Raw genomic sequence first — 17,437 nt, forward strand, 5'->3', positions numbered from 1 at the left:
CGCGGTCCTGATCCTTGCTTTTCAAGGAGTTCAGGTGGTTTGCCTGCGCTTGCGGAAAGACAGAATCCAGATACCGACGGCCAGTTCCAGCGCCGCAATAATCCACAAACCACTTTGGAAGTTACCGCTGGAATCTTTCAGCGCACCCAACATGAAGGGGGCGCCGAAGCCGGCCAGATTAGCTACGGAGTTGATGAAGGCCACACCGATAGCGGCTGCCGAGCCAGCCAGTACGGCATTAGGCAATTGCCAATACACCGGAATGCAGCCCATGGTGCCGGATACGGCCACAATCAGGCTGATAAAAGCCATCGCCGTATTGTTGCACAGGAACAGACCCACACCAGCCAGACCGATCGCGCCGATGATGACGGGAATGCCCGTGTGCAGTCGGGCTTCGCGGCGACGGTCGGCACTAAAGCCCAGCGTCAACTGGAAAATAGCTCCAAAAACATAGACCAGGCCTACCAGTAAACCAACTTGTAGCGGATCGGTCGGGCCTAGCGAGCGTACCAGGGTGGGGGCAAAAAAGGCCAGCGTGGAGTTCGCGGCCACGATGCCAAAGAACATAAGGGTCAGGGTCCACAGATCGGCATTGCCCAAGGCTTTCTTGAAGCTGTGCTCGCGCGGGCCTGCGGCCTTGGCGTCCAGCACTAACTCCTGTTTGATCAGGTCTTTCTCTCGCTGGCTTAACCAACTGGCTTTTTCCGGGCTGTCCACAATGAACATCACTGCCAGAATGCCTGCGAAAATCGTCGGCAGGCCTTCCAGCAGGAATAACCATTGCCAACCGGACCAATCATTGACGCCATCCAGACGCGTCATGATGAAACCGGCCAGTGGTGCACCCACAACCGAAGCCACCGCCGAGGCGGAAATAAAGACCGCAAACGCTTTGGCGCGACGATGGGCCGGGAACCAGAAGGTCAGGAACAGCAATACACCGGGCTGGAAACCCGCCTCAAAAGCGCCCAGCAAAAAGCGCATCACATAAAAGTAGGCGGCCGTTTTGGTAAACATCATCAGCACGCAGATCAGGCCCCAGCCAAAAGCGATACGGGCCAGGGTCTTGCGCGCGCCAATACGCAGCAGCAACCAGTTGCTGGGCACTTCAAAAAAGAAGTAGCCCAAAAAGAAAATGCCGGCGCCTATGCCGTAAACGGTTTCGGAGAACCCCAGTTCGGGCTGCATTTGCAGCTTGGCAAAACCAATGTTGAGCCTGTCTATCCAGGCCAGCATCCAAAGCAAAAAGATGAAGGGCAAAATGCGCCACATCACTTTTTTGTAAATCTGATCCAGTTCCTGCTTGCTGGCGGATGGGGCCTGGGCTCCGTCCGCAAGGGTGCTGCTCGTCATGAGGGTGTCTCCTTGTGTGGTACAGCGTGTTATGGCTGATCTGGGGGCAGGCGCTCGGCCATAAGCTCGCAGGCAGCAATGATGGGGTTGATCACCGGCACAGCCAGCCTGCTTTGCAGCGCTTGGGCGCTTTGAGCCAGCGGGCCGCCACCGATGATGACGGCGCGAGCACCGTCCTGTTCGATACATGCCACGACACTGTCGGCCAGCTCCTGATCCTGACGTTCAGGGGCCTGGGCCAGATCCAGCGGGGCGGTAGGGGTCAGGCGCAGGCCGGAGAACTGGTTGCTCCAGCCATAGCGCTGTACTTGGTCCAGAATGGATTGCTCCAGGCCGGGCGTCGTGGTGGCAATGCCAAAAGGGGTGCCTGCTCGGGCGGCCTGCAGCATGGAAGCCTGGCCTATGCCGATGACAGGCACCTTTACGTGCTCAGTCAGGGCCTGCAGGCCGGGATCACCAAAAGCACCGATGATGATGCCGTCCGAGCCTTGCGCCTGGGCCAGTATCAGCGGGTGCCTGGCGATGGCGGCGGCTTGCTCCAGTTCCTCCATTTCGGTCAACATGCCCGGTCCCTCGGGGGCGGTCAGCCCCCGGACCAGGATGTCGCTGCGCTGCAGGCTCTGAAAGCAAGCCTGGGCAAGCGCAACCATCATGTCGGTGGTGGGGCGGGAAGTATTGGGGTTGATGAGCAGTACGGTATGAGACATAAATACAGGAGCCGCTGTAATGCGGCTTATCAAGTGAATCAGGTATCCAGGGGGCGGCCAAAGGTTTCGGGCGCCAACTGCAGGACGGCGGCAAAGGTGACATACATGCCCGCCATTAAGGTGAACATGCCGGCGACACCGTAGCCTTCCAGCACCCAGCCGCTAAGCGTGGGGATAAATGCGCCCGCCAAGGTGCCCAGCGCCAGAATGAAGGCGGTACCAAAGGCGCGGACGCGGGTGGGATACAGCTCGGGGGAGAAAATCCAGATCGTGGTGTTCAGCAACAGTACGCAGAACTGGAAGGCCGCACCGAACAGCAATACCAGGTAGATATTGAAGCTCAGAAAGCCAAAGGCCAGACCACTGGCGCAGGCCAGTAAAGCTCCGTAGGTGAAGACGCGTTTGCGAGGCACGCGGGAGCCCAGGTAAGAGGCGGTCAAGGCACCCAGCAAGCTGCCCGACTGCATCAGGATGGTGAAGGTATAGCTTTTCACCAGGGAGTAGCCTTGCTCTACCAGCAGAGTCGGCATCAGGGTCAGAACCGTCAGTTGCGCGCCGTAGGTCATGCACACGGCAATACCGGTGACCAGCGTGCGCATGGCCAGCGGGCCTTCGAAAATCTCGCTCAAGCGTACGCGCTCTGCTTTTTGCGCTTGTGGGCCGCTGTGCAGATAAGGGTAGGGGTTGGCAACGTGTCGGCCCAGCTTGCCCGAGGCCAGAATATTCAAAACCTGATTGGCCTCGTCGATACGGCCTTGCGACACCAGAAAGCGAGGTGTTTCAGGAATATAACGACGGTAGAACAGCACCGTGAAGGCGGGCATGACCAGCAGGCCAAACACCCAGCGCCAGCTCTCGGGGCCGGGAAAGAGGGTAAAGACCAGCAAGCCGAAGGCCGGAGCCAGCATATTGCCCAGACCGCCACCCGCGACGTTGATCGTACCGACGGCGGTGCCGCGAAAGCGCGAGGAGCAGAACTCGGCCAGCATAGTGACGGCAATCGAGATCTCGCCACCCAGACCAAAGCCCACAATCATGCGACCCAGGCCCAGTACCCAGTAGCTGGGGGCCAGGGCGCAGATCAGCGCGCCCAGCGTGAACAGGGCCAGATTGATGGTCAGCATGACGCGGCGACCATAGTGGTCGGCGATATAACCAGATAGCAAGCGCCCCAGGGCCGCAGCGGCAAAGGTCAAGGTGTTCAGAAACCCGACATCACGAGGCGTCAGCCCCCAGTGTTGCTGTAGAAGCGGGCCTACCAGGCCCACGGCATTTTGCTCGAGCACGTCAAACAGCACGCCCAGCAAAATCAGGGCCAGCACTTTGCGGTGTGAGTTGGTGACGCCTATGGTTTCCAGCGAGTTTTCCAGTTGCTGCTGAACCGTGTGATTGTTGGCCGTAGAACTGGCCTGTGCCTGCTCGGTGTCGGCCGGCAAGGTTTGCTGCTTGCTAGACATGGTTTCTCCTCGTTTCAGGACATGCTTGGCACGTCCGCCCATAACATTATTTTTTCAGCCATTATTAATATGAAAAAATATTTTCAAAACTAGGGTTAACGAGAAAGATTTTGCAGTTTTTTTATTCTGTTCTTTAATTCATTGATAAAAAAGGGGTTTTAATAAAAAAAGGATCATCGCATTTTGCATATGATCCTTATTCGATTCTTGGGATAGCCTCTGGCAGCCTGACTTGTGCTGGACTGACTTACCTTCTTGGCTGCATGAGCAGTGGATGGGTTTGTGATGCCAGTTTCAGCGGTCTACAGCTCCAGAAAACTGTCGTGGAAAGCTTCCACCATGCCCAAATGGCGACGCCCGACCGGGCCGGCCTGATCCATTATCTGACTCAGAATCAAATGGCATAAGCCGATCACCGCCACGTGGTTGTCCAGCACACCGGGCGACTGGACATCGCATCGCAACGTCCAGCGACAGGCACTTTTCTCGGCGCTGAGTTGATCGGTGATATGCAGCACATTCGGGTTCAGCTGAGCTATTTGCCTAATCAGCTGATCCATATTGCGCACCCGGCGACGCAGGGCAAAGATCACCACCACATCGTCGGCGTGTATGCCGGCCAGATGCTCCCCCATGGTTTCGCCAGGGCCGGGAATCAGATGGGCTTCAGGGACGATTTGCAGCAACTGCCAGCGAAAGTAATTGGCCAGAGCATGGCTGGATCGAAACCCCAGTACCCACACTTTGCGTGCGCCCAGAATGGCCTGGGCAATCTCTAGTAGTAGTGAGTCGGGAATGCGTCGGTAGGTGGAGGCCAGATTGTTCTGGCTCTGTTGCAGGTGTGTGGCCAGCGAGCGTTCGGCTTCTGTCTCGGTCGCGGCCAGCAGCAGGGGAGAGCCCGCTTTCTTTTCGGAGCGCACTTGCTTGCGAGCCGCTTCGTAATTGCTATAACCCAGGCGCCGAATAAAGCGGGTAACCGTGGCGTTAGATACATTGGCCAGAGATGCCAGCTCAGACGCGCTGTAGCCGGCCAGATCGCCTGGGAAATCCAGGGCAAATTCCGCCAGACGTCGCTCTGATGGGGATAGATCGTGAAGAATGTCACGTACGCGTCCAACAAAGGACTTCACGGCGGGATCAGACATGGCGCTCCGTACTCTTGTAGTGTGTTCAGGATTTTACGGGGAAGCTCATGGAACTGTATCAAAAATCCGGCAGTTTCCGCCGGACCCGGTCGGCTACAGATCCCCGCGTTCGGCCATGGAGACAGTCTGGCTGGGCGTGACAATAATATGGTCCAACAAACGTATATCTACTAATGCCAGTGCCTGACGTATGTGCCGGGTCAGCCTGATATCGGACGCGCTGGGATAGGCAGCGCCAGAAGGGTGATTGTGCGCCAGAATAATGGCGCAGCTATGGTGGCGCAGGGCAGCGCGCAAGATCTCCCGTGGGTAGACCGAGGCCTGATTGACGGTGCCCCGGCTGATTTCCTCGGCGCAGATCAGGCGCAGTTGATTGTCCAGAAACAGGGCCAGGCAGTGCTCCACGGGCAAATGTCCAATATGGGCCAGGCAATAGTCGCGTACCTTGTCCGCCTGATTCAGTACTGGCAATCCGGTCAGGGATTCCAGGGCACAGCGGCGTTGCAGTTCCCGGATAACCAACAGTTCCGCGCATTTGGCTGGCCCGATTCCGTCCAGCTGACGCAGGGCAGACGCATCGGCCGATAATAATCCTTTGAGTCCGTTAAAATGTTCCAGCAACATCTGACCGAGCTCGACAGCATTGCGCCCGCGTGTACCGGTGCGCAGGACAATACCCAGCAGTTCCGGGGTGCTCAGGCAGGCAGGGCCGTGCGCCAACATGCGCTCGCGGGGCCCTTGGCGGCGTAAAGTGGATGTGGCCATAAGAAACGTTAAAATGCGGTAATTGAATGATTTTCTATAGTGAGCGATCGTGAGTAACTCTGCTAGTTCCGAGCTTGGAATTGTCCGTCAGGATTCCTACCTGACTTTGCACTATCGTATAGAGCTGGCCAGTGGCCCGGCGGCAGGCTCTGTGTTCGCGGATACCTTTACGGGTCGTCCGGCGACCTTGCAACTGGGCAATGGTCAGTGGGCCCCCGGTATGGAAGAAAAATTGCTGGGTCACCGTGAGGACGAGCGCTTTCAGCTCGACATCACCCCCGAGGATGCCTACGGTGCCCGTAATCCGGACCTCTTGCAGCGCATCACTCGTGAAATGCTGGCCAGCAATGCTGCCGAAGGGGTGGAGTTCGTACCCGGTGACATGGTGGAGTTTGCCGCCCCGAATGGCAGCCGCTATTCGGGCGTGCTCAAGGAAATCGACGACAAGACGGCCTTGTTCGATTTCAACCATCCTTTGGCCGGTGTGGCCTTGCGTCTGGATGTTCATATTTTGGGGATTCTGTAATGAGTCAAGTTACTCCCGTTCAGAACGCTGAGGTTGTTCTGGCCCAGCCCCGTGGATTCTGTGCTGGGGTCGACCGCGCGATTGATATTGTCGAACGCGCCTTGGAATTGCACGGCGCACCAATCTATGTGCGTCATGAAATCGTCCATAACCGTTACGTGGTCGAAGACCTGCGCAACAAAGGGGCGATCTTTATTAAAGAGCTGGACGAAGCTCCCTCGGGCGCGATCGTGATTTTCTCGGCCCACGGCGTCTCGCGTCAGGTGCGTGACGATGCCGAAAAACGTGGCCTGAAAGTCTTTGACGCCACCTGCCCGCTGGTGACCAAAGTGCATATCGAGGTCTCTCGCATGCGCGCCGAAGGCCGGGAAATCATCATGATTGGTCACGTCGGTCACCCTGAAGTTGAGGGCACCTTGGGGCAGGCCGATGGCGGCATGTACCTGGTGGAAACGCCCGAGGACGTCGCCAATCTGAACGTGGCTGATCCCGACAAGTTGGCCTTTGTGACGCAAACCACCTTGTCCGTGGACGATGCGGCGGTTGTGGCCCAGGCCTTGCGCGAGCGTTTCCCCAATATCGTCGAACCCAAGAAAAGCGATATCTGTTACGCCACCCAGAACCGTCAGGATGCGGTCAAGATCATGGCCCCTCAGTGCGACCTGGTTCTGGTGGTGGGCAGTACCAATAGCTCGAACTCGAATCGTTTGCGCGAAGTGGCTGAACGCAAAGGCGCTGAAGCCTATCTGTTGGATAAACCGGAAATGATTGATCCGGCCTGGCTGGTGGGTAAAAAGCGCGTGGGTGTGACGGCCGGCGCATCGGCACCGGAGGTTCTGGTCAATCAGGTGATTCAGCGCTTGCAGGAACTAGGCGTGGGTCGTGTACGAGCCCTGGATGGGGTGGAGGAAAACATTGCCTTCCCGCTGCCCCGAGAGTTGTCGCGCAAGATTGAAAACCTGAACAAATAAAAAAACGAATTTTGCAGGGTGGACAGGAGACAAGATGATTTTATATAGCTACTTTCGCAGTTCCGCCGCTTACCGGGTGCGGATTGGTCTGAACCTCAAGGGACTGGATTACCAGATCAAGCCTGTGCATCTGCTTAAAGATGGCGGTCAGCAGCATCAGCCCGATTATGTGCAAATCAACCCTGTCCAGTTGTTGCCTGCCTTGGACGACGATGGTTTGATCATCACGCAATCCCTGGCTATTTTGGAATATTTGGACGAACGCTATCCCGAACTGCCGTTCTTGCCTAAAACCTCAGCAGAGCGGGCCTGGGCGCGGTCCATGGCTCAAACCGTGGCCTGTGATATTCATCCATTGAATAATCTGCGTGTGCTGCAGTACTTGAAGAACGAGTTGCATGCCCAAGAAGATGCGCGCAATCAGTGGTATCGCCATTGGGTCAGCGTAGGACTGGAGGGCCTGGAGGCCTTGGTGCAACGCCATGGCAAAAAAGGTCACGCCTTCATCTTTGGTGATACGCCCGGTATGGCTGAAATTTGCCTGATTCCTCAGATGTTCAATGCGCGTCGCTTTGAGATTGACCTGACTGCTTTTCCTCGCCTGTTGGCGGTGGAAGAAAAATGTCTGGAACTATCCGCGTTTCAAGAAGCCGCTCCTGACCGTCAGCCTGATGCGGCCTGACGCCAAGCGTGAAGGCCGCCCGAAGCTGGGCTGGCCGGAATCCACCCGCCTGATAGGCGGGTTTTTCTTGCCTCATTGCCGTTGATGTGGCGGCCTGGGGGCGTAAAGGACAAAACATGAAGATTGGTTTTTGTGGATTGGGTCGTATGGGTCAACCGATGGTGCGCCGCCTGTTGGGGGCGGGTTATCAGGTCAGTATCTGGAATCGCTCCAAAGACAAGGCACTTGCACTATTGGAAGCAGGAGCAAGCTGGTGTGATACTCCAGCGCAAATGGCCCAGCAGTGTGAAGCCGTATTCCTGTGCGTGTTCGATGCCCAAGCAGTGCACGATACCGTCCTGGGTGAGCAGGGCCTGGCCACTGTGCAGGGAACCTTGCAGATTGTGGTAGACCACTCCTCGATTTCACCTCGGGCGACGCGCGAGATGGCTGCCCAATTGCAGCAGCGTTGCGGGGCTGACTGGCTGGATGCCCCTGTATCGGGTGGTGTCGGTGGGGCTGAACAAGGCACCTTGGCCATCATGGTGGGTGGACAAGCGGCACAGCTAGAGCGCGTGCGCCCCGCACTGGAGGCGTATTCGCAGCGCGTCACCTTGATGGGGGCGGTCGGGGCTGGCCAAGTAACAAAATTATGCAATCAGACCATTGTGGCCACCACCTTGACCGCCATCGCCGAGGCCTTGAGCCTGGCCAATGATAATGGTGTGGATGCTTCTAAAATCAGTGAGGCTCTGGGGGGTGGTTGGGCCGATTCGGTGCTGCTGCAATTGTTCGTGCCGCGCATGACGCAGCGCGACAATCAAGTAAAAGCGTCGGTCGACACCATGTTGAAGGACTTGAACACGGTGGCAGAGTTGGCCAGTGCCAGTCATACCAGTATGCCCGTGGCCCATGCAGCCCAGCAAAGTTACCGTGTGGCTCATCGTTTGGGACTGGGCGAACAAGATGTCGCTCGCATTACGCACGTGAATAGTTACAATTACGGGGAATAAACCATCTTCAGTCAAACTTAGTTTCGGTATTATGTCGGCTGTTTAAAGTTGGGACTGTAGATCAACAAAAGGGAAGTCATGAAAAAAAGTACAGGGCTAGTCACACTGGTTGTCGTGTTAGCGGCTGCATACGGCGGTTCGACTTGGTATACCGGTAAGAAAACTGAAGCGCTGGTCAGTGAGAAAGTGGCCCAGTTCAATACCCTGGCTGCCGAGCAGATGCAGCAAATGGGCTTGAGCGAGTCAGTCGTCATGAATGTGCTGGATTACCAGCGTGGCGTATTTTCCTCTACCGCTCGTTACACCATCACTATCAAGCCTTCTGATGCTGAAGATACGCCTCTGGAGCTGACTTTTGATGACAAGATCAGCCATGGTCCGCTTCCTATGTCGGCAATGGCTCTGGGTAACTTCACTCCTGTTGCCGCCTTGTCGCGCAGCACCCTGGTCAAGACCAAGGACACGGAAGGCTGGTACAAGCTGACTGGCGACAAGACCCCTTTGTGGGCAGACAGCCTGGTTGGTTTTGACGGTGCTGTGGACACCAACGTGCACTTTGAAGCCATCAAGCACCAAGGCAATGAAATCAGTGTGGATTTCAGTGGTGGCCAGTTGCGTACCAAAGCCGGTGGCAAGAGCAAAGATATTGTTGTGACTGGCAGCTTCCCCAAGCTGTTCGTCGATGACATCAGCGAAGATCCATTGAAGCTGGAAGCCTCCAACTTTGTGGTGGATTTCAAGCAAGATGGCGACATCAATGTAAACGGCACCCAGGTTGGCAAGCTAAGCGTGGATAACGTGAAGATGCAAACCGCCGAGACCGATGGCATCACTTTCAAGCAAATCGCTGTCAACTCGGACGCTGTCACCAAAGACTCCATCAGCGATACCAAGGTCATCTACACGGTCAGTGATCTGGTGTTTGAGGACAAGGTCAATCTGGGTTCGATTGAGTTGTCCATGAACTTTGATCGCGTCTATGCACCTGCTATTTCTGCGCTCTCCAAGCTGATTTCCGACTCCAATTTGCAAAACGATATGGATTCGGTTGATGGCCCAACTGCTCAGAAGATAATGGAACTGGTTCTGCAAGCGCTGGAGCAAAAACCTGTGCTGCGTATTGAGCCGCTGCGTTGGTACACTGCCGCTGGCGAGTCCAAAGCCACTTTGCGCGTGGACTTCCAAAAGCCTGATGCAACGCTGCAACAGTTGAAAGAAAGCCCAGAGCTGTGGGTTGAAGCGATTCCTGCTGCTCAGTTGGATGTCTCGATCTCCAAGCCCATGCTGCGTGGTCTGGCTACCGATATGGACAAGGCCGAAGGCCTGACGCCTGAGGAAGGTAACGCTGCCATGCTGGACATGATGCTGGATGCTGCTGTGGCGCCTTACGCCAAGTCCAATATGATCAAGAATGACGAAAACGATATCTCTACCGTTATCAAGTACGATGGTCAGGATCGCGTGTTCGATATCAACGGCCAGCGCTTTACCTCCGAGCAATTGCTGGGTCTGGTCCTGATGGGCATGATGTAATTTATCTGGGCTTTGTCCAGCGTAAAGCCCACCGAATTTCGGTGGGCTTTTTTTTACCGCCGGGCCGCCCCAAGGAAAAAATCCCCCTTGGGGGTGAGCCTAGCACACAGGCCGCGAAGTGGAGCGCAAGCCGAAGGCTTGTTTTGATTCAGTAATTGGAAGGAAGCCAGCTCATGGCCAGTTTATCGGACCAGCTATCCAGGCTGGTATACAGCACAGAACAAGGACGCGTGTGTCCGGATTGCGGACAGCCTCAGAACCAGTGTCGTTGCGAAGAAAACAAGCGCGAACAAGCCTTGTCTCAGGTTCAGGGGCCAGTGCGCTTGAGTCTGGAAACCAAGGGACGCAAAGGAAAGGGAGTGACCGTGGTAACAGGTCTGGTGATGCCTGAAGAGCAGCTCAAGGCGTTGGTCAAAGAACTGAAGAGTGCGTGTGGGGCGGGCGGGACGCTGAAAGGGGGAACGCTGGAGATACAGGGTGATCATCGAGCCGTTGTGCAGGCACGCCTGGAACACAACGGCTTGACGGTTAAACGGGTCGGCAGACCCTGACAGGTATTTAGAAGCTGTAGCCCAAGCCTACGCCACCAAAGACGCTGCTTTTCTTCTCGACCAATGGACTGTCCTTGGCTTCTTCACCCAAGGTGTTCACGCCGAGCAGACCTTGCAGGGACCAGCTTTCGCTGATCTTGTGGGTGTACTGGCCGTACAAGGCATAAGAGCGCAAACCAGCGTCAGGGCGGTACGTGCGCAGTTGGCCATTGCTGCCAGCAGCTTCATGCGATTTCACGCCAAAGTAGGTGCGCATGGCTTTTTCGTTGGACCATTTCAATTCCGCACCCAGCGAGAAGCTGCTGTCCTGATCGTTCCAGAGGCGGTAACTCAGATCTAGAACGGCAGTGGCGCCGTAGCCGCTTTTCAGTGCCTGGTAGTAACTGCCTTCGATCTTGGCATTGCCTAGTCGGTAAGCAGTAAATACACCCAGATTGCCGTGACGATCAATATCGTCCGTACCGTACAGGCGGTCGGCATCACCGGATTTACGTGCGCGGGCCAGGGCGGCGTAGGTGCCGATAGTCCAGTTGTCTGTCAGATTGGTTTGCAGGCCGATGGCAGGCATGCCTGCTTTTGGGGCCAGGAAAAAGTGGCCGTTACGGTGCGACAGCAGAGGGTAGAAACGGCCACCGTAACTGTCGGCCCCTTCGTATTTTGGGGCGAAACCCACGCCGACACCCACCGTGGTTTGCTGCGCCAGTGCCTGACTGGTTCCTAAAGCACATAAAGCAGCCAGTAGCAGGAAGGGGCGCAGAGCAGAACGGGCGAGGGTGGACATAGCAGATTTCCTTGTGATACGGGGTAAAAACAGGCCCGCTTGTCGCGGGCCTAGCTATCGTATCAAGGTTTGAACAGGCTTAGGCAAAATAATGACCGGCCTGTATGGTCTGTTGTGCCAGGCCTACATCTGCTCAGGCCCGAATGTAAATCCAGTTGTCTGCCTGCAGTTTCACCAGCGCGGTGATAGCCCCGTGCTCCAGCGTCTGGAAGCGTTCTGGTGCATTGAGATCCTGATTGCGCAGTGTGTTGGGACACAGGTAAGTGTAGGTGTCGCAATCGTGTTCAGCGCCTTCTACACAGGCTTTAACGGCCTGGGCATTGGCGATGATACGAATCTGGGCATCCGGGATGTCCTTGAGCAAGTTGCGCGCATTGCTGCGGGCACGCTCCAGGGCATCGACAGTAGGAGCATGCAAAAGAACACGAGTACTCATGAATAAACGTCCTGCTTGATATTAGCGTGGGCCAAAAACGCGTTCGGCAATGTCGGGCGAAGCGCCGGTCTGCATTTGAATGCGGCCCTGCTCATCTTGCCAGACCATGGCGGGGGTGGCACGCAAGTCCCAGCCCATCATCAGATCTTCATTGCGGGTCAGGTCGGCCTCGATGTCGCTGGGTATGCTGTCTAGTCCTTTCACACCGGCGCTGCGGTCTTTCAGCATGGCCAGGGAGTGCTCGTTCAAGGCCTTGGTTGGGTCTTTGGCGGCCAGGATGGCGGCCGATTTCAGACTGCTGCTGGGAGCCAGTATGCCCACCATGATGTGACGCAGTTGCACCTTGCCGGACTCAACCCAGGGGCGGGCCATTTGCCAGAACTGCATGCAGTAAGGGCAGTTGGGATCGGTAAAGACGTAGACCACGCGTGAGGCCTTATCGTCGCCATCTTTGATCCAGCGGGACTTTTCCAGCTTGCCCAGCATGTCTTTGGCGATAGCCGGTTGCACCAGCTCGTCCAGGCCTGCAGGACGTACCTCTTCGCCTTTGGCATCGATCATGGTGCCGACCATCATATGCTGCCCATCGGGCAAGTTGTAGATAGCCAGCGCCTGATTTCCGCTATAGGCACCCCAGGCTTTCAGGCCGCCGGGGGCATCAAACTCGCCCACAATGGACAGCCCTTGTTCTTCCAGGGCTTTCAGTGCAGCGGGACGGTCGGCGGCTTGCGCGGCCGTGCTTGCACACAGCAAACCGGCCAGGGCAAGACGAATCGAAAAAGAAGAAAGCGACATGGTAGTTATTCCTGCAAAACAGTCGGTGAGTGTATATACCAAGAAAATATATACTAAGATCAAAATGGAATAAAAGGATGGGACTGGGCCTTGCCTGGATAGTTCCCCATGCCTGTTCTGATTCGGTCGTTTCTCTGGTTCAACCGGGGGCGCGGATTTTCAGGTTAGCCAATTCCAGTAAGCGATAGGTTTCGTGTACAGGCAAACCCATCACGCCGGTATAGCTGCCACTCAAATGGCTGATGAATGCGCCACCCAGACCTTGAATGCCATAGGCTCCGGCTTTGCCCATAGGTTCACCGCTGGCACAGTATTCTGCAATTTCTTGTTCGTTCAGGGTTTTGAAGCTGACTTCGCTAATGCTGATGCTTTCAAATTCCACTCCACCTACGCCCAGGGACAAGGCTGTCATCACTTTGTGACGGCGGCCCGAGAGCTCGCGCAAGATACGTGCGGCGTCGTCCAGATCCGCAGGTTTGCCAAAAATGTCTTCGCCCATGCAGACCGTGGTGTCGGCACTTAAAATAGCGCGTTCCTGATCCAGGCTGCTGTTCTGTACACGCCATTCCAGCGCGCGCAGCAGTTTGTCGCGGGCGGTACGCCGAACATAGTCCAGCACGGCCTCTTGTTCCAGACGGGGTTCATCCTCGCCTGGAGGGCTGGGTACATTCAGGACTTCATGAGTAATCTGGATGCTGTTGAGCAGGTCGTGGCGGCGCGGGCTGGCAGAGGCCAAGTAGATGGGCTGAAAAGGCATAGAAAATCAGAGCTAAAGAAGATTCAGGCGCGGTGATAAGGATGCCCGGTCATGACGGACCAGGCGCGATACAGTTGTTCGGCCAGAAAAATGCGTACCAGAGGGTGGGGCAGCGTCAGGGAGGACAGGCGCAGCATGCCGTGGCAACTTTGCTTCAAGGTTGCGTCCAGCCCGTCCGGGCCTCCGACCAGAATCGCAATATCCTGACCACTGCTGCGCCAGCGTTCGAGTTCCTGGGCTAGCTTGACGGTGGTCAGGTCCTTGCCGCGTTCGTCCAGAGCAATACGCATTGCCTGGGCGGGGATGGCTGCTTCAATACGTTTGGCTTCAGCCTGCATCATCTGGGCAGGTGTTTTGCCGCTGGTACGGGGCTCAGCCTTGATTTCACGCAGTTCTATGGCGCAGTCCTGGGGCAGGCGGCGAGCATATTCCTGCCAACCTTGTTCTACCCAGTCGGGCATACGCTGACCGACGGCAATGACAATGAGTTTCATGAAATGTCGTACAAGAAAAAAAGCCCCCACGTTGCGCCTTCGGCTTGCGCTCCCCCTCGCGGCCTGTATGCCGCTCGGATTTGCCTGATACACAGCCGTTCCCAATGGGCTTCTGTGTGTCCGGGCTCATCCCCGAGGGGGCGTTTTTTACCGGGGGTGCCGAGCCTTGGGGTGGCCCGGCGGTAAAAAAAAGGCCGCATCATAAGCTGCGGCCTGGGTGTTGCCGACAGGCAGGAGCAAGAGCTTAGTCTTCGTCGGCGCTGGCGAAAAAGCCAGTGGGTGGAACCTGGCGCGATTGCGGCAGCAGTTCCACTTCGACAGGGCGCTCGCCCCAAAGTTCTTCCAGGTTGTAATACTGGCGGATGGCGGGCTGCATGCAATGCACCACAATGTCACCCAAATCCAGCAATACCCATTCGCCGGTGTCCTCGCCTTCATGGGCCAGAACGTCGACTTTGTTTTGACGTGCTTTATCAAACACGTTCTGGGCCAGAGCGCGGGTTTGCCGGTTGGACGTACCACTGGCGATGACCACACGATCGAACAGGCCGGTCATGTGGGTAGTGCTAAAGACCTTGATGTCTTGAGCTTTGACGTCTTCGAGGGCATCGATGACGAGTCGTTGAAGTGTTTCTATATTCATAAAAAGAACTATACAGGGCGCACCTGTGGGTGGGAAAGATAGAGCCGTTTTTTGTCAATGTATTGAGCGACTTCTTCCGGGACCAGGGCGGTGATGTTGTCACCGCGCTGCACTCGCTCCCGAATTTGGGTGGCCGAGATGTCCATGGGCAGAAAGTCGATCTGATGTAAACGGCGCTGAAGTCGACTCAGCTCCTGTTGCAAGGCTGCGGGCGTTTCCACAGGACTGCCGGGGCGCTGGGCCACCGCCAGCTCGACGTATTCAAGAATTTCCTGCCAGTCGTTCCAGCTGCAGAAATTATGCAGTTGGTCGCTGCCTAAAATCCAGTAGTACCGCGACCCGGCAGGCAAGCTGCGCACCGTGTCTATGGTGTAGGTGGGGCCGCCGCGTTCGATCTCTACGGGGTTCACTTGCAGCCCGTGGTGGCTTTGGGTGGCCAGCTCGGCCATGGCCAGACGGTCCTGGGTGCTGGCACCCAGGGCGTCGCGTTGCCAGGGCTGGGCAGCGGGCAGCAGTTGAACCTGATCCAGCTGCAATTGCTCGAATGCAGCAAGAGCCAGTGCTATATGGGCTTTATGGATGGGGTCGAAACTGCCACCCAAGAGCCCGACTCGCTTTAAATCCATTCGCGAGGCACCAGGTATTGCGCCAAAGCCGCTTCCGGTGTGCCAGGTTCGGGCGACCAGTTGTAGCGCCAGTTTGCCTGGGGAGGCATGGACAGCAGGATGGATTCCGTACGCCCCCCCGATTGCAGACCAAACAGGGTGCCGCGGTCAAAGACCAGATTGAATTCGACATAGCGGCCACGACGAATGGCCTGGAAGTCCCGATTTTCCTGGGTGTATTCCTGATCCATGCGGGCACGCACGATGGGCACGTAGGCATCGGTAAAGGAGTTGCCCACGGAGCGGGTCAGGGCAAAGCTGGCTTCAAAGCCGGACTCGTTCAAATCGTCGTAGAAAATGCCGCCAATACCACGGGTTTCGTTGCGATGCTTCAGATAGAAATACTCGTCGCACCAGCGCTTGTAGCGCGGGTAGTAATCCGCACCGTGCGGTGCCAGGGCATCGTGGCACACCTGATGAAAATGGCGGGCATCGTCTTCGTGCAGGTAGTAGGGCGTTAAGTCCATACCGCCGCCAAACCAGAATACATCGTCTTGATCCGCTGTCTGGGCCTGGGCCACAAACATGCGCACGTTCATGTGCGTGGTGGGCACAAAGGGATTACGCGGGTGTATCACCAGCGAAACACCCATGGCCTCCCAGGGGCGTCCGGCCAATTCAGGGCGGTGGGCGCTGGCCGAAGGAGGCAGGGTGTGGCCTTTGACATGGCTGAACAAAACGGCAGCCCGCTCGAACACGGGGCCGTTCTCCAGCAGGCGGGACAGACCGCCACCGCCTTCTGGACGATCCCACTGGTCCGACTCGAAGGGCGTACCATCCAGTTGCTCCAGAGTGTCCACGATGTGGCTTTGCAACTGACGGAAATAAGCCTGGACGGTATCAATGGGTAAAGACATGAAAAGACCTTGCTGCGACAATCAGGATTCGTTGCTGGGCAGGGCGCGCCAGCCAATATCGGTGCGAAATTGCTTGCCGTCGAAATGCGTTTGGGAAATGGCCTCGTAAGCGGCTTCCTGAGCGCGACGGATGGAGTCGGCCATGGCGGTCACGCACAGTACACGACCACCAGAGGTGACGACGGTACCGTCTTTCATTTGAGTGCCCGCATGGAAGGTGATGCACTCGTCGGTGTCTTTCGCAAACTGGGTGATGGCATCACCGGTACGAGGCTCTTCGGGGTAGTTGGCCGCAGCCAGTACTACGCCAATCGCGGTACGACGATCCCATTCGATAGTGGCCTCGTCCAGCTTGCCAGCCAGAGCCAGCTCGAAGGTTTCGGTCAGATCGCTTTTGATGCGCATCATGATGGGCTGGGTTTCAGGGTCGCCCATGCGGCAGTTGAATTCCAGCACTTTGATCGGACGGGTTGCGTCCGGACCATCGTCAATCATCACGCCAGCGTACAGAAAACCGGAGTAGGGCAAGCCTTCCTTGGCCATGCCTTGCATGGTGGGGTGAATGACTTCGCGCATGATGCGGTTGTGCAGCGTAGGACTGACGATAGGGGCAGGGGAGTAAGCGCCCATGCCACCCGTGTTCGGGCCTTGATCGCCGTCTTTCAGACGTTTGTGATCCTGACTGGTGGCCATCGGCAGTACATGCTTGCCGTCGCACATCACGATGAAGCTGGCTTCCTCGCCGGTCAGGCACTCTTCCACGACCACGCGGGCACCGGCAGCACCAAAGCGGCCATCGCCCAGAATATCGTCAATGGCGCTCAGTGCTTCTTCCAGCGTGGTAGCCACGATCACACCCTTGCCAGCGGCCAGGCCGTCGGCCTTGACCACAATGGGTGCGCCTTGCTGGCGGATGTAATCCTTGGCGGCGTCCGGGTCGGTAAAGGTTGCGTAGGCGGCTGTTGGAATGTTGTGGCGCACCATGAAAGCCTTGGCGTAGTCCTTGGAGCTTTCGAGCTGCGCAGCAGCCTGGGTGGGACCAAAGATTTTCAGGCCGGCCGCACGGAAGGCGTCCACAATGCCAGCGGCCAGAGGCGCTTCCGGGCCAACGACGGTGAAGGCAATTTTTTCTTGCTTCACAAAGGCAATCAGTTCCTGGATATCGGTGATCGCCAGGTTTTCAATACGTTCGGCACGTGCGGTACCGCCATTGCCCGGGGCAACGTAGACAGTCTGTACGCGTGCAGATTGGGCCAGGCGCCATGCCAAGGCGTGTTCACGGCCGCCGCTGCCGACAACAAGTAGCTTCATAGTGATGAGTCGG

Annotated in this window: 20 protein-coding genes; 6 read left to right on the forward strand and 14 right to left on the reverse strand. The window is 56.8% G+C overall.

Annotated elements, in window-relative coordinates; genetic code table 11:
- Positions 1-30: 30 nt before the first annotated feature.
- The 5 genes from AB7E06_RS06040 to radC form a co-directional block, all read right to left on the reverse strand.
- Entirely contained in the window at positions 31-1,356 is a 1,326-nt protein-coding gene (locus tag AB7E06_RS06040; RefSeq protein WP_427955707.1) for an MFS transporter, read from the reverse strand.
- Positions 1,357-1,385: 29 nt separating this feature from the next.
- Positions 1,386-2,063 carry an aspartate/glutamate racemase family protein gene (locus AB7E06_RS06045; RefSeq protein WP_249459761.1) on the reverse strand — a complete coding sequence of 226 codons (678 nt, stop codon included), beginning with the start codon at positions 2,061-2,063 and terminating at the stop codon, positions 1,386-1,388.
- 38 nt (positions 2,064-2,101) lie between these two features.
- Entirely contained in the window at positions 2,102-3,520 is a 1,419-nt protein-coding gene (locus AB7E06_RS06050) for an MFS transporter (RefSeq protein WP_427955711.1), read from the reverse strand.
- A gap of 302 nt (positions 3,521-3,822) precedes the next feature.
- Positions 3,823-4,665: a MurR/RpiR family transcriptional regulator gene (locus AB7E06_RS06055; protein WP_125276562.1), complete on the reverse strand. Its 843-nt coding sequence runs from the start codon at positions 4,663-4,665 to the stop codon at positions 3,823-3,825.
- A gap of 93 nt (positions 4,666-4,758) precedes the next feature.
- The gene (gene radC, locus AB7E06_RS06060) at positions 4,759-5,430 is read right to left on the reverse strand and encodes a RadC family protein (RefSeq protein WP_108727730.1); all 672 of its coding nucleotides are present in this window, start codon (positions 5,428-5,430) and stop codon (positions 4,759-4,761) included.
- Positions 5,431-5,479: 49 nt separating this feature from the next.
- Between radC and AB7E06_RS06065 the strand changes: the two genes are divergently transcribed.
- The 6 genes from AB7E06_RS06065 (at position 5,480) to AB7E06_RS06090 (ending at position 10,685) form a co-directional block, all read left to right on the forward strand.
- Positions 5,480-5,956: an FKBP-type peptidyl-prolyl cis-trans isomerase gene (locus tag AB7E06_RS06065; RefSeq protein WP_223254057.1), complete on the forward strand. Its 477-nt coding sequence runs from the start codon at positions 5,480-5,482 to the stop codon at positions 5,954-5,956.
- Positions 5,956-6,927 (forward strand): 4-hydroxy-3-methylbut-2-enyl diphosphate reductase, encoded by a 972-nt coding sequence (gene ispH, locus AB7E06_RS06070; RefSeq protein ID WP_094197257.1) that lies wholly within the window; start codon positions 5,956-5,958, stop codon positions 6,925-6,927. Before AB7E06_RS06065 ends, ispH begins: the two co-directional genes overlap by 1 nt.
- A 34-nt stretch (positions 6,928-6,961) precedes the next feature.
- A complete protein-coding gene (maiA, locus tag AB7E06_RS06075) occupies positions 6,962-7,609 on the forward strand; it encodes a maleylacetoacetate isomerase (RefSeq protein ID WP_249459760.1) in 648 nt (215 codons plus the stop codon).
- Positions 7,610-7,695: 86 nt separating this feature from the next.
- Positions 7,696-8,601 carry an NAD(P)-dependent oxidoreductase gene (locus AB7E06_RS06080; RefSeq protein ID WP_427955718.1) on the forward strand — a complete coding sequence of 302 codons (906 nt, stop codon included), beginning with the start codon at positions 7,696-7,698 and terminating at the stop codon, positions 8,599-8,601.
- Positions 8,602-8,679: 78 nt separating this feature from the next.
- Entirely contained in the window at positions 8,680-10,134 is a 1,455-nt protein-coding gene (locus tag AB7E06_RS06085; RefSeq protein ID WP_321266654.1) for a YdgA family protein, read from the forward strand.
- 173 nt (positions 10,135-10,307) lie between these two features.
- On the forward strand, positions 10,308-10,685 hold the full coding sequence (locus AB7E06_RS06090; RefSeq protein ID WP_406612055.1) for a translation initiation factor: 378 nt from the start codon (positions 10,308-10,310) through the stop codon (positions 10,683-10,685).
- Positions 10,686-10,692: 7 nt separating this feature from the next.
- On the opposite strand, the gene AB7E06_RS06095 is transcribed toward AB7E06_RS06090, so the two are convergent.
- The 9 genes from AB7E06_RS06095 to purD form a co-directional block, all read right to left on the reverse strand.
- On the reverse strand, positions 10,693-11,466 hold the full coding sequence (locus AB7E06_RS06095; protein WP_094197252.1) for a MipA/OmpV family protein: 774 nt from the start codon (positions 11,464-11,466) through the stop codon (positions 10,693-10,695).
- Positions 11,467-11,599: 133 nt separating this feature from the next.
- Positions 11,600-11,902 carry a hypothetical protein gene (locus AB7E06_RS06100; protein ID WP_094197251.1) on the reverse strand — a complete coding sequence of 101 codons (303 nt, stop codon included), beginning with the start codon at positions 11,900-11,902 and terminating at the stop codon, positions 11,600-11,602.
- 21 nt (positions 11,903-11,923) lie between these two features.
- Complete coding sequence (gene dsbG / locus AB7E06_RS06105) at positions 11,924-12,697, reverse strand: thiol:disulfide interchange protein DsbG (RefSeq protein WP_094197250.1); 774 nt, start codon at positions 12,695-12,697, stop codon at positions 11,924-11,926.
- Between the two features lie 139 nt (positions 12,698-12,836).
- On the reverse strand, positions 12,837-13,454 hold the full coding sequence (locus AB7E06_RS06110) for a Maf family protein (RefSeq protein WP_264671799.1): 618 nt from the start codon (positions 13,452-13,454) through the stop codon (positions 12,837-12,839).
- Between the two features lie 23 nt (positions 13,455-13,477).
- Positions 13,478-13,948 (reverse strand): 23S rRNA (pseudouridine(1915)-N(3))-methyltransferase RlmH, encoded by a 471-nt coding sequence (gene rlmH / locus AB7E06_RS06115; protein ID WP_094197248.1) that lies wholly within the window; start codon positions 13,946-13,948, stop codon positions 13,478-13,480.
- Between the two features lie 244 nt (positions 13,949-14,192).
- Entirely contained in the window at positions 14,193-14,591 is a 399-nt protein-coding gene (rsfS, locus tag AB7E06_RS06120; protein WP_121739216.1) for a ribosome silencing factor, read from the reverse strand.
- 8 nt (positions 14,592-14,599) lie between these two features.
- Complete coding sequence (gene nadD / locus AB7E06_RS06125) at positions 14,600-15,217, reverse strand: nicotinate (nicotinamide) nucleotide adenylyltransferase (protein WP_108727721.1); 618 nt, start codon at positions 15,215-15,217, stop codon at positions 14,600-14,602.
- Positions 15,208-16,113 (reverse strand): oxygen-dependent coproporphyrinogen oxidase, encoded by a 906-nt coding sequence (gene hemF, locus AB7E06_RS06130; protein ID WP_108727720.1) that lies wholly within the window; start codon positions 16,111-16,113, stop codon positions 15,208-15,210. Before hemF ends, nadD begins: the two co-directional genes overlap by 10 nt.
- 21 nt (positions 16,114-16,134) lie before the next feature.
- Entirely contained in the window at positions 16,135-17,424 is a 1,290-nt protein-coding gene (gene purD / locus AB7E06_RS06135) for a phosphoribosylamine--glycine ligase (protein WP_094197245.1), read from the reverse strand.
- Between the last annotated feature and the right edge of the window lie 13 nt (positions 17,425-17,437).

It is taken from the genome of Alcaligenes sp. (genome assembly GCF_050255915.1).
GTDB classification, from domain to species: Bacteria; Pseudomonadota; Gammaproteobacteria; order Burkholderiales; family Burkholderiaceae_B; genus Alcaligenes; species Alcaligenes aquatilis.

Coding starts and splice junctions, on each gene's coding strand:
- hemF (WP_108727720.1), bottom strand. CDS start 16,113: ATGTCTTTACCCATTGATACCGTCCAGGCTTATTTCCGTCAGTTGCAA.
- AB7E06_RS06040 (WP_427955707.1), bottom strand. CDS start 1,356: ATGACGAGCAGCACCCTTGCGGACGGAGCCCAGGCCCCATCCGCCAGC.
- AB7E06_RS06050 (WP_427955711.1), bottom strand. CDS start 3,520: ATGTCTAGCAAGCAGCAAACCTTGCCGGCCGACACCGAGCAGGCACAG.
- AB7E06_RS06100 (WP_094197251.1), bottom strand. CDS start 11,902: ATGAGTACTCGTGTTCTTTTGCATGCTCCTACTGTCGATGCCCTGGAG.
- AB7E06_RS06090 (WP_406612055.1), top strand. CDS start 10,308: ATGGCCAGTTTATCGGACCAGCTATCCAGGCTGGTATACAGCACAGAA.
- radC (WP_108727730.1), bottom strand. CDS start 5,430: ATGGCCACATCCACTTTACGCCGCCAAGGGCCCCGCGAGCGCATGTTG.
- AB7E06_RS06095 (WP_094197252.1), bottom strand. CDS start 11,466: ATGTCCACCCTCGCCCGTTCTGCTCTGCGCCCCTTCCTGCTACTGGCT.
- ispH (WP_094197257.1), top strand. CDS start 5,956: ATGAGTCAAGTTACTCCCGTTCAGAACGCTGAGGTTGTTCTGGCCCAG.
- rlmH (WP_094197248.1), bottom strand. CDS start 13,948: ATGAAACTCATTGTCATTGCCGTCGGTCAGCGTATGCCCGACTGGGTA.
- nadD (WP_108727721.1), bottom strand. CDS start 15,217: ATGGATTTAAAGCGAGTCGGGCTCTTGGGTGGCAGTTTCGACCCCATC.
- maiA (WP_249459760.1), top strand. CDS start 6,962: ATGATTTTATATAGCTACTTTCGCAGTTCCGCCGCTTACCGGGTGCGG.
- AB7E06_RS06085 (WP_321266654.1), top strand. CDS start 8,680: ATGAAAAAAAGTACAGGGCTAGTCACACTGGTTGTCGTGTTAGCGGCT.
- AB7E06_RS06045 (WP_249459761.1), bottom strand. CDS start 2,063: ATGTCTCATACCGTACTGCTCATCAACCCCAATACTTCCCGCCCCACC.
- purD (WP_094197245.1), bottom strand. CDS start 17,424: ATGAAGCTACTTGTTGTCGGCAGCGGCGGCCGTGAACACGCCTTGGCA.
- rsfS (WP_121739216.1), bottom strand. CDS start 14,591: ATGAATATAGAAACACTTCAACGACTCGTCATCGATGCCCTCGAAGAC.
- AB7E06_RS06055 (WP_125276562.1), bottom strand. CDS start 4,665: ATGTCTGATCCCGCCGTGAAGTCCTTTGTTGGACGCGTACGTGACATT.
- AB7E06_RS06110 (WP_264671799.1), bottom strand. CDS start 13,454: ATGCCTTTTCAGCCCATCTACTTGGCCTCTGCCAGCCCGCGCCGCCAC.
- dsbG (WP_094197250.1), bottom strand. CDS start 12,697: ATGTCGCTTTCTTCTTTTTCGATTCGTCTTGCCCTGGCCGGTTTGCTG.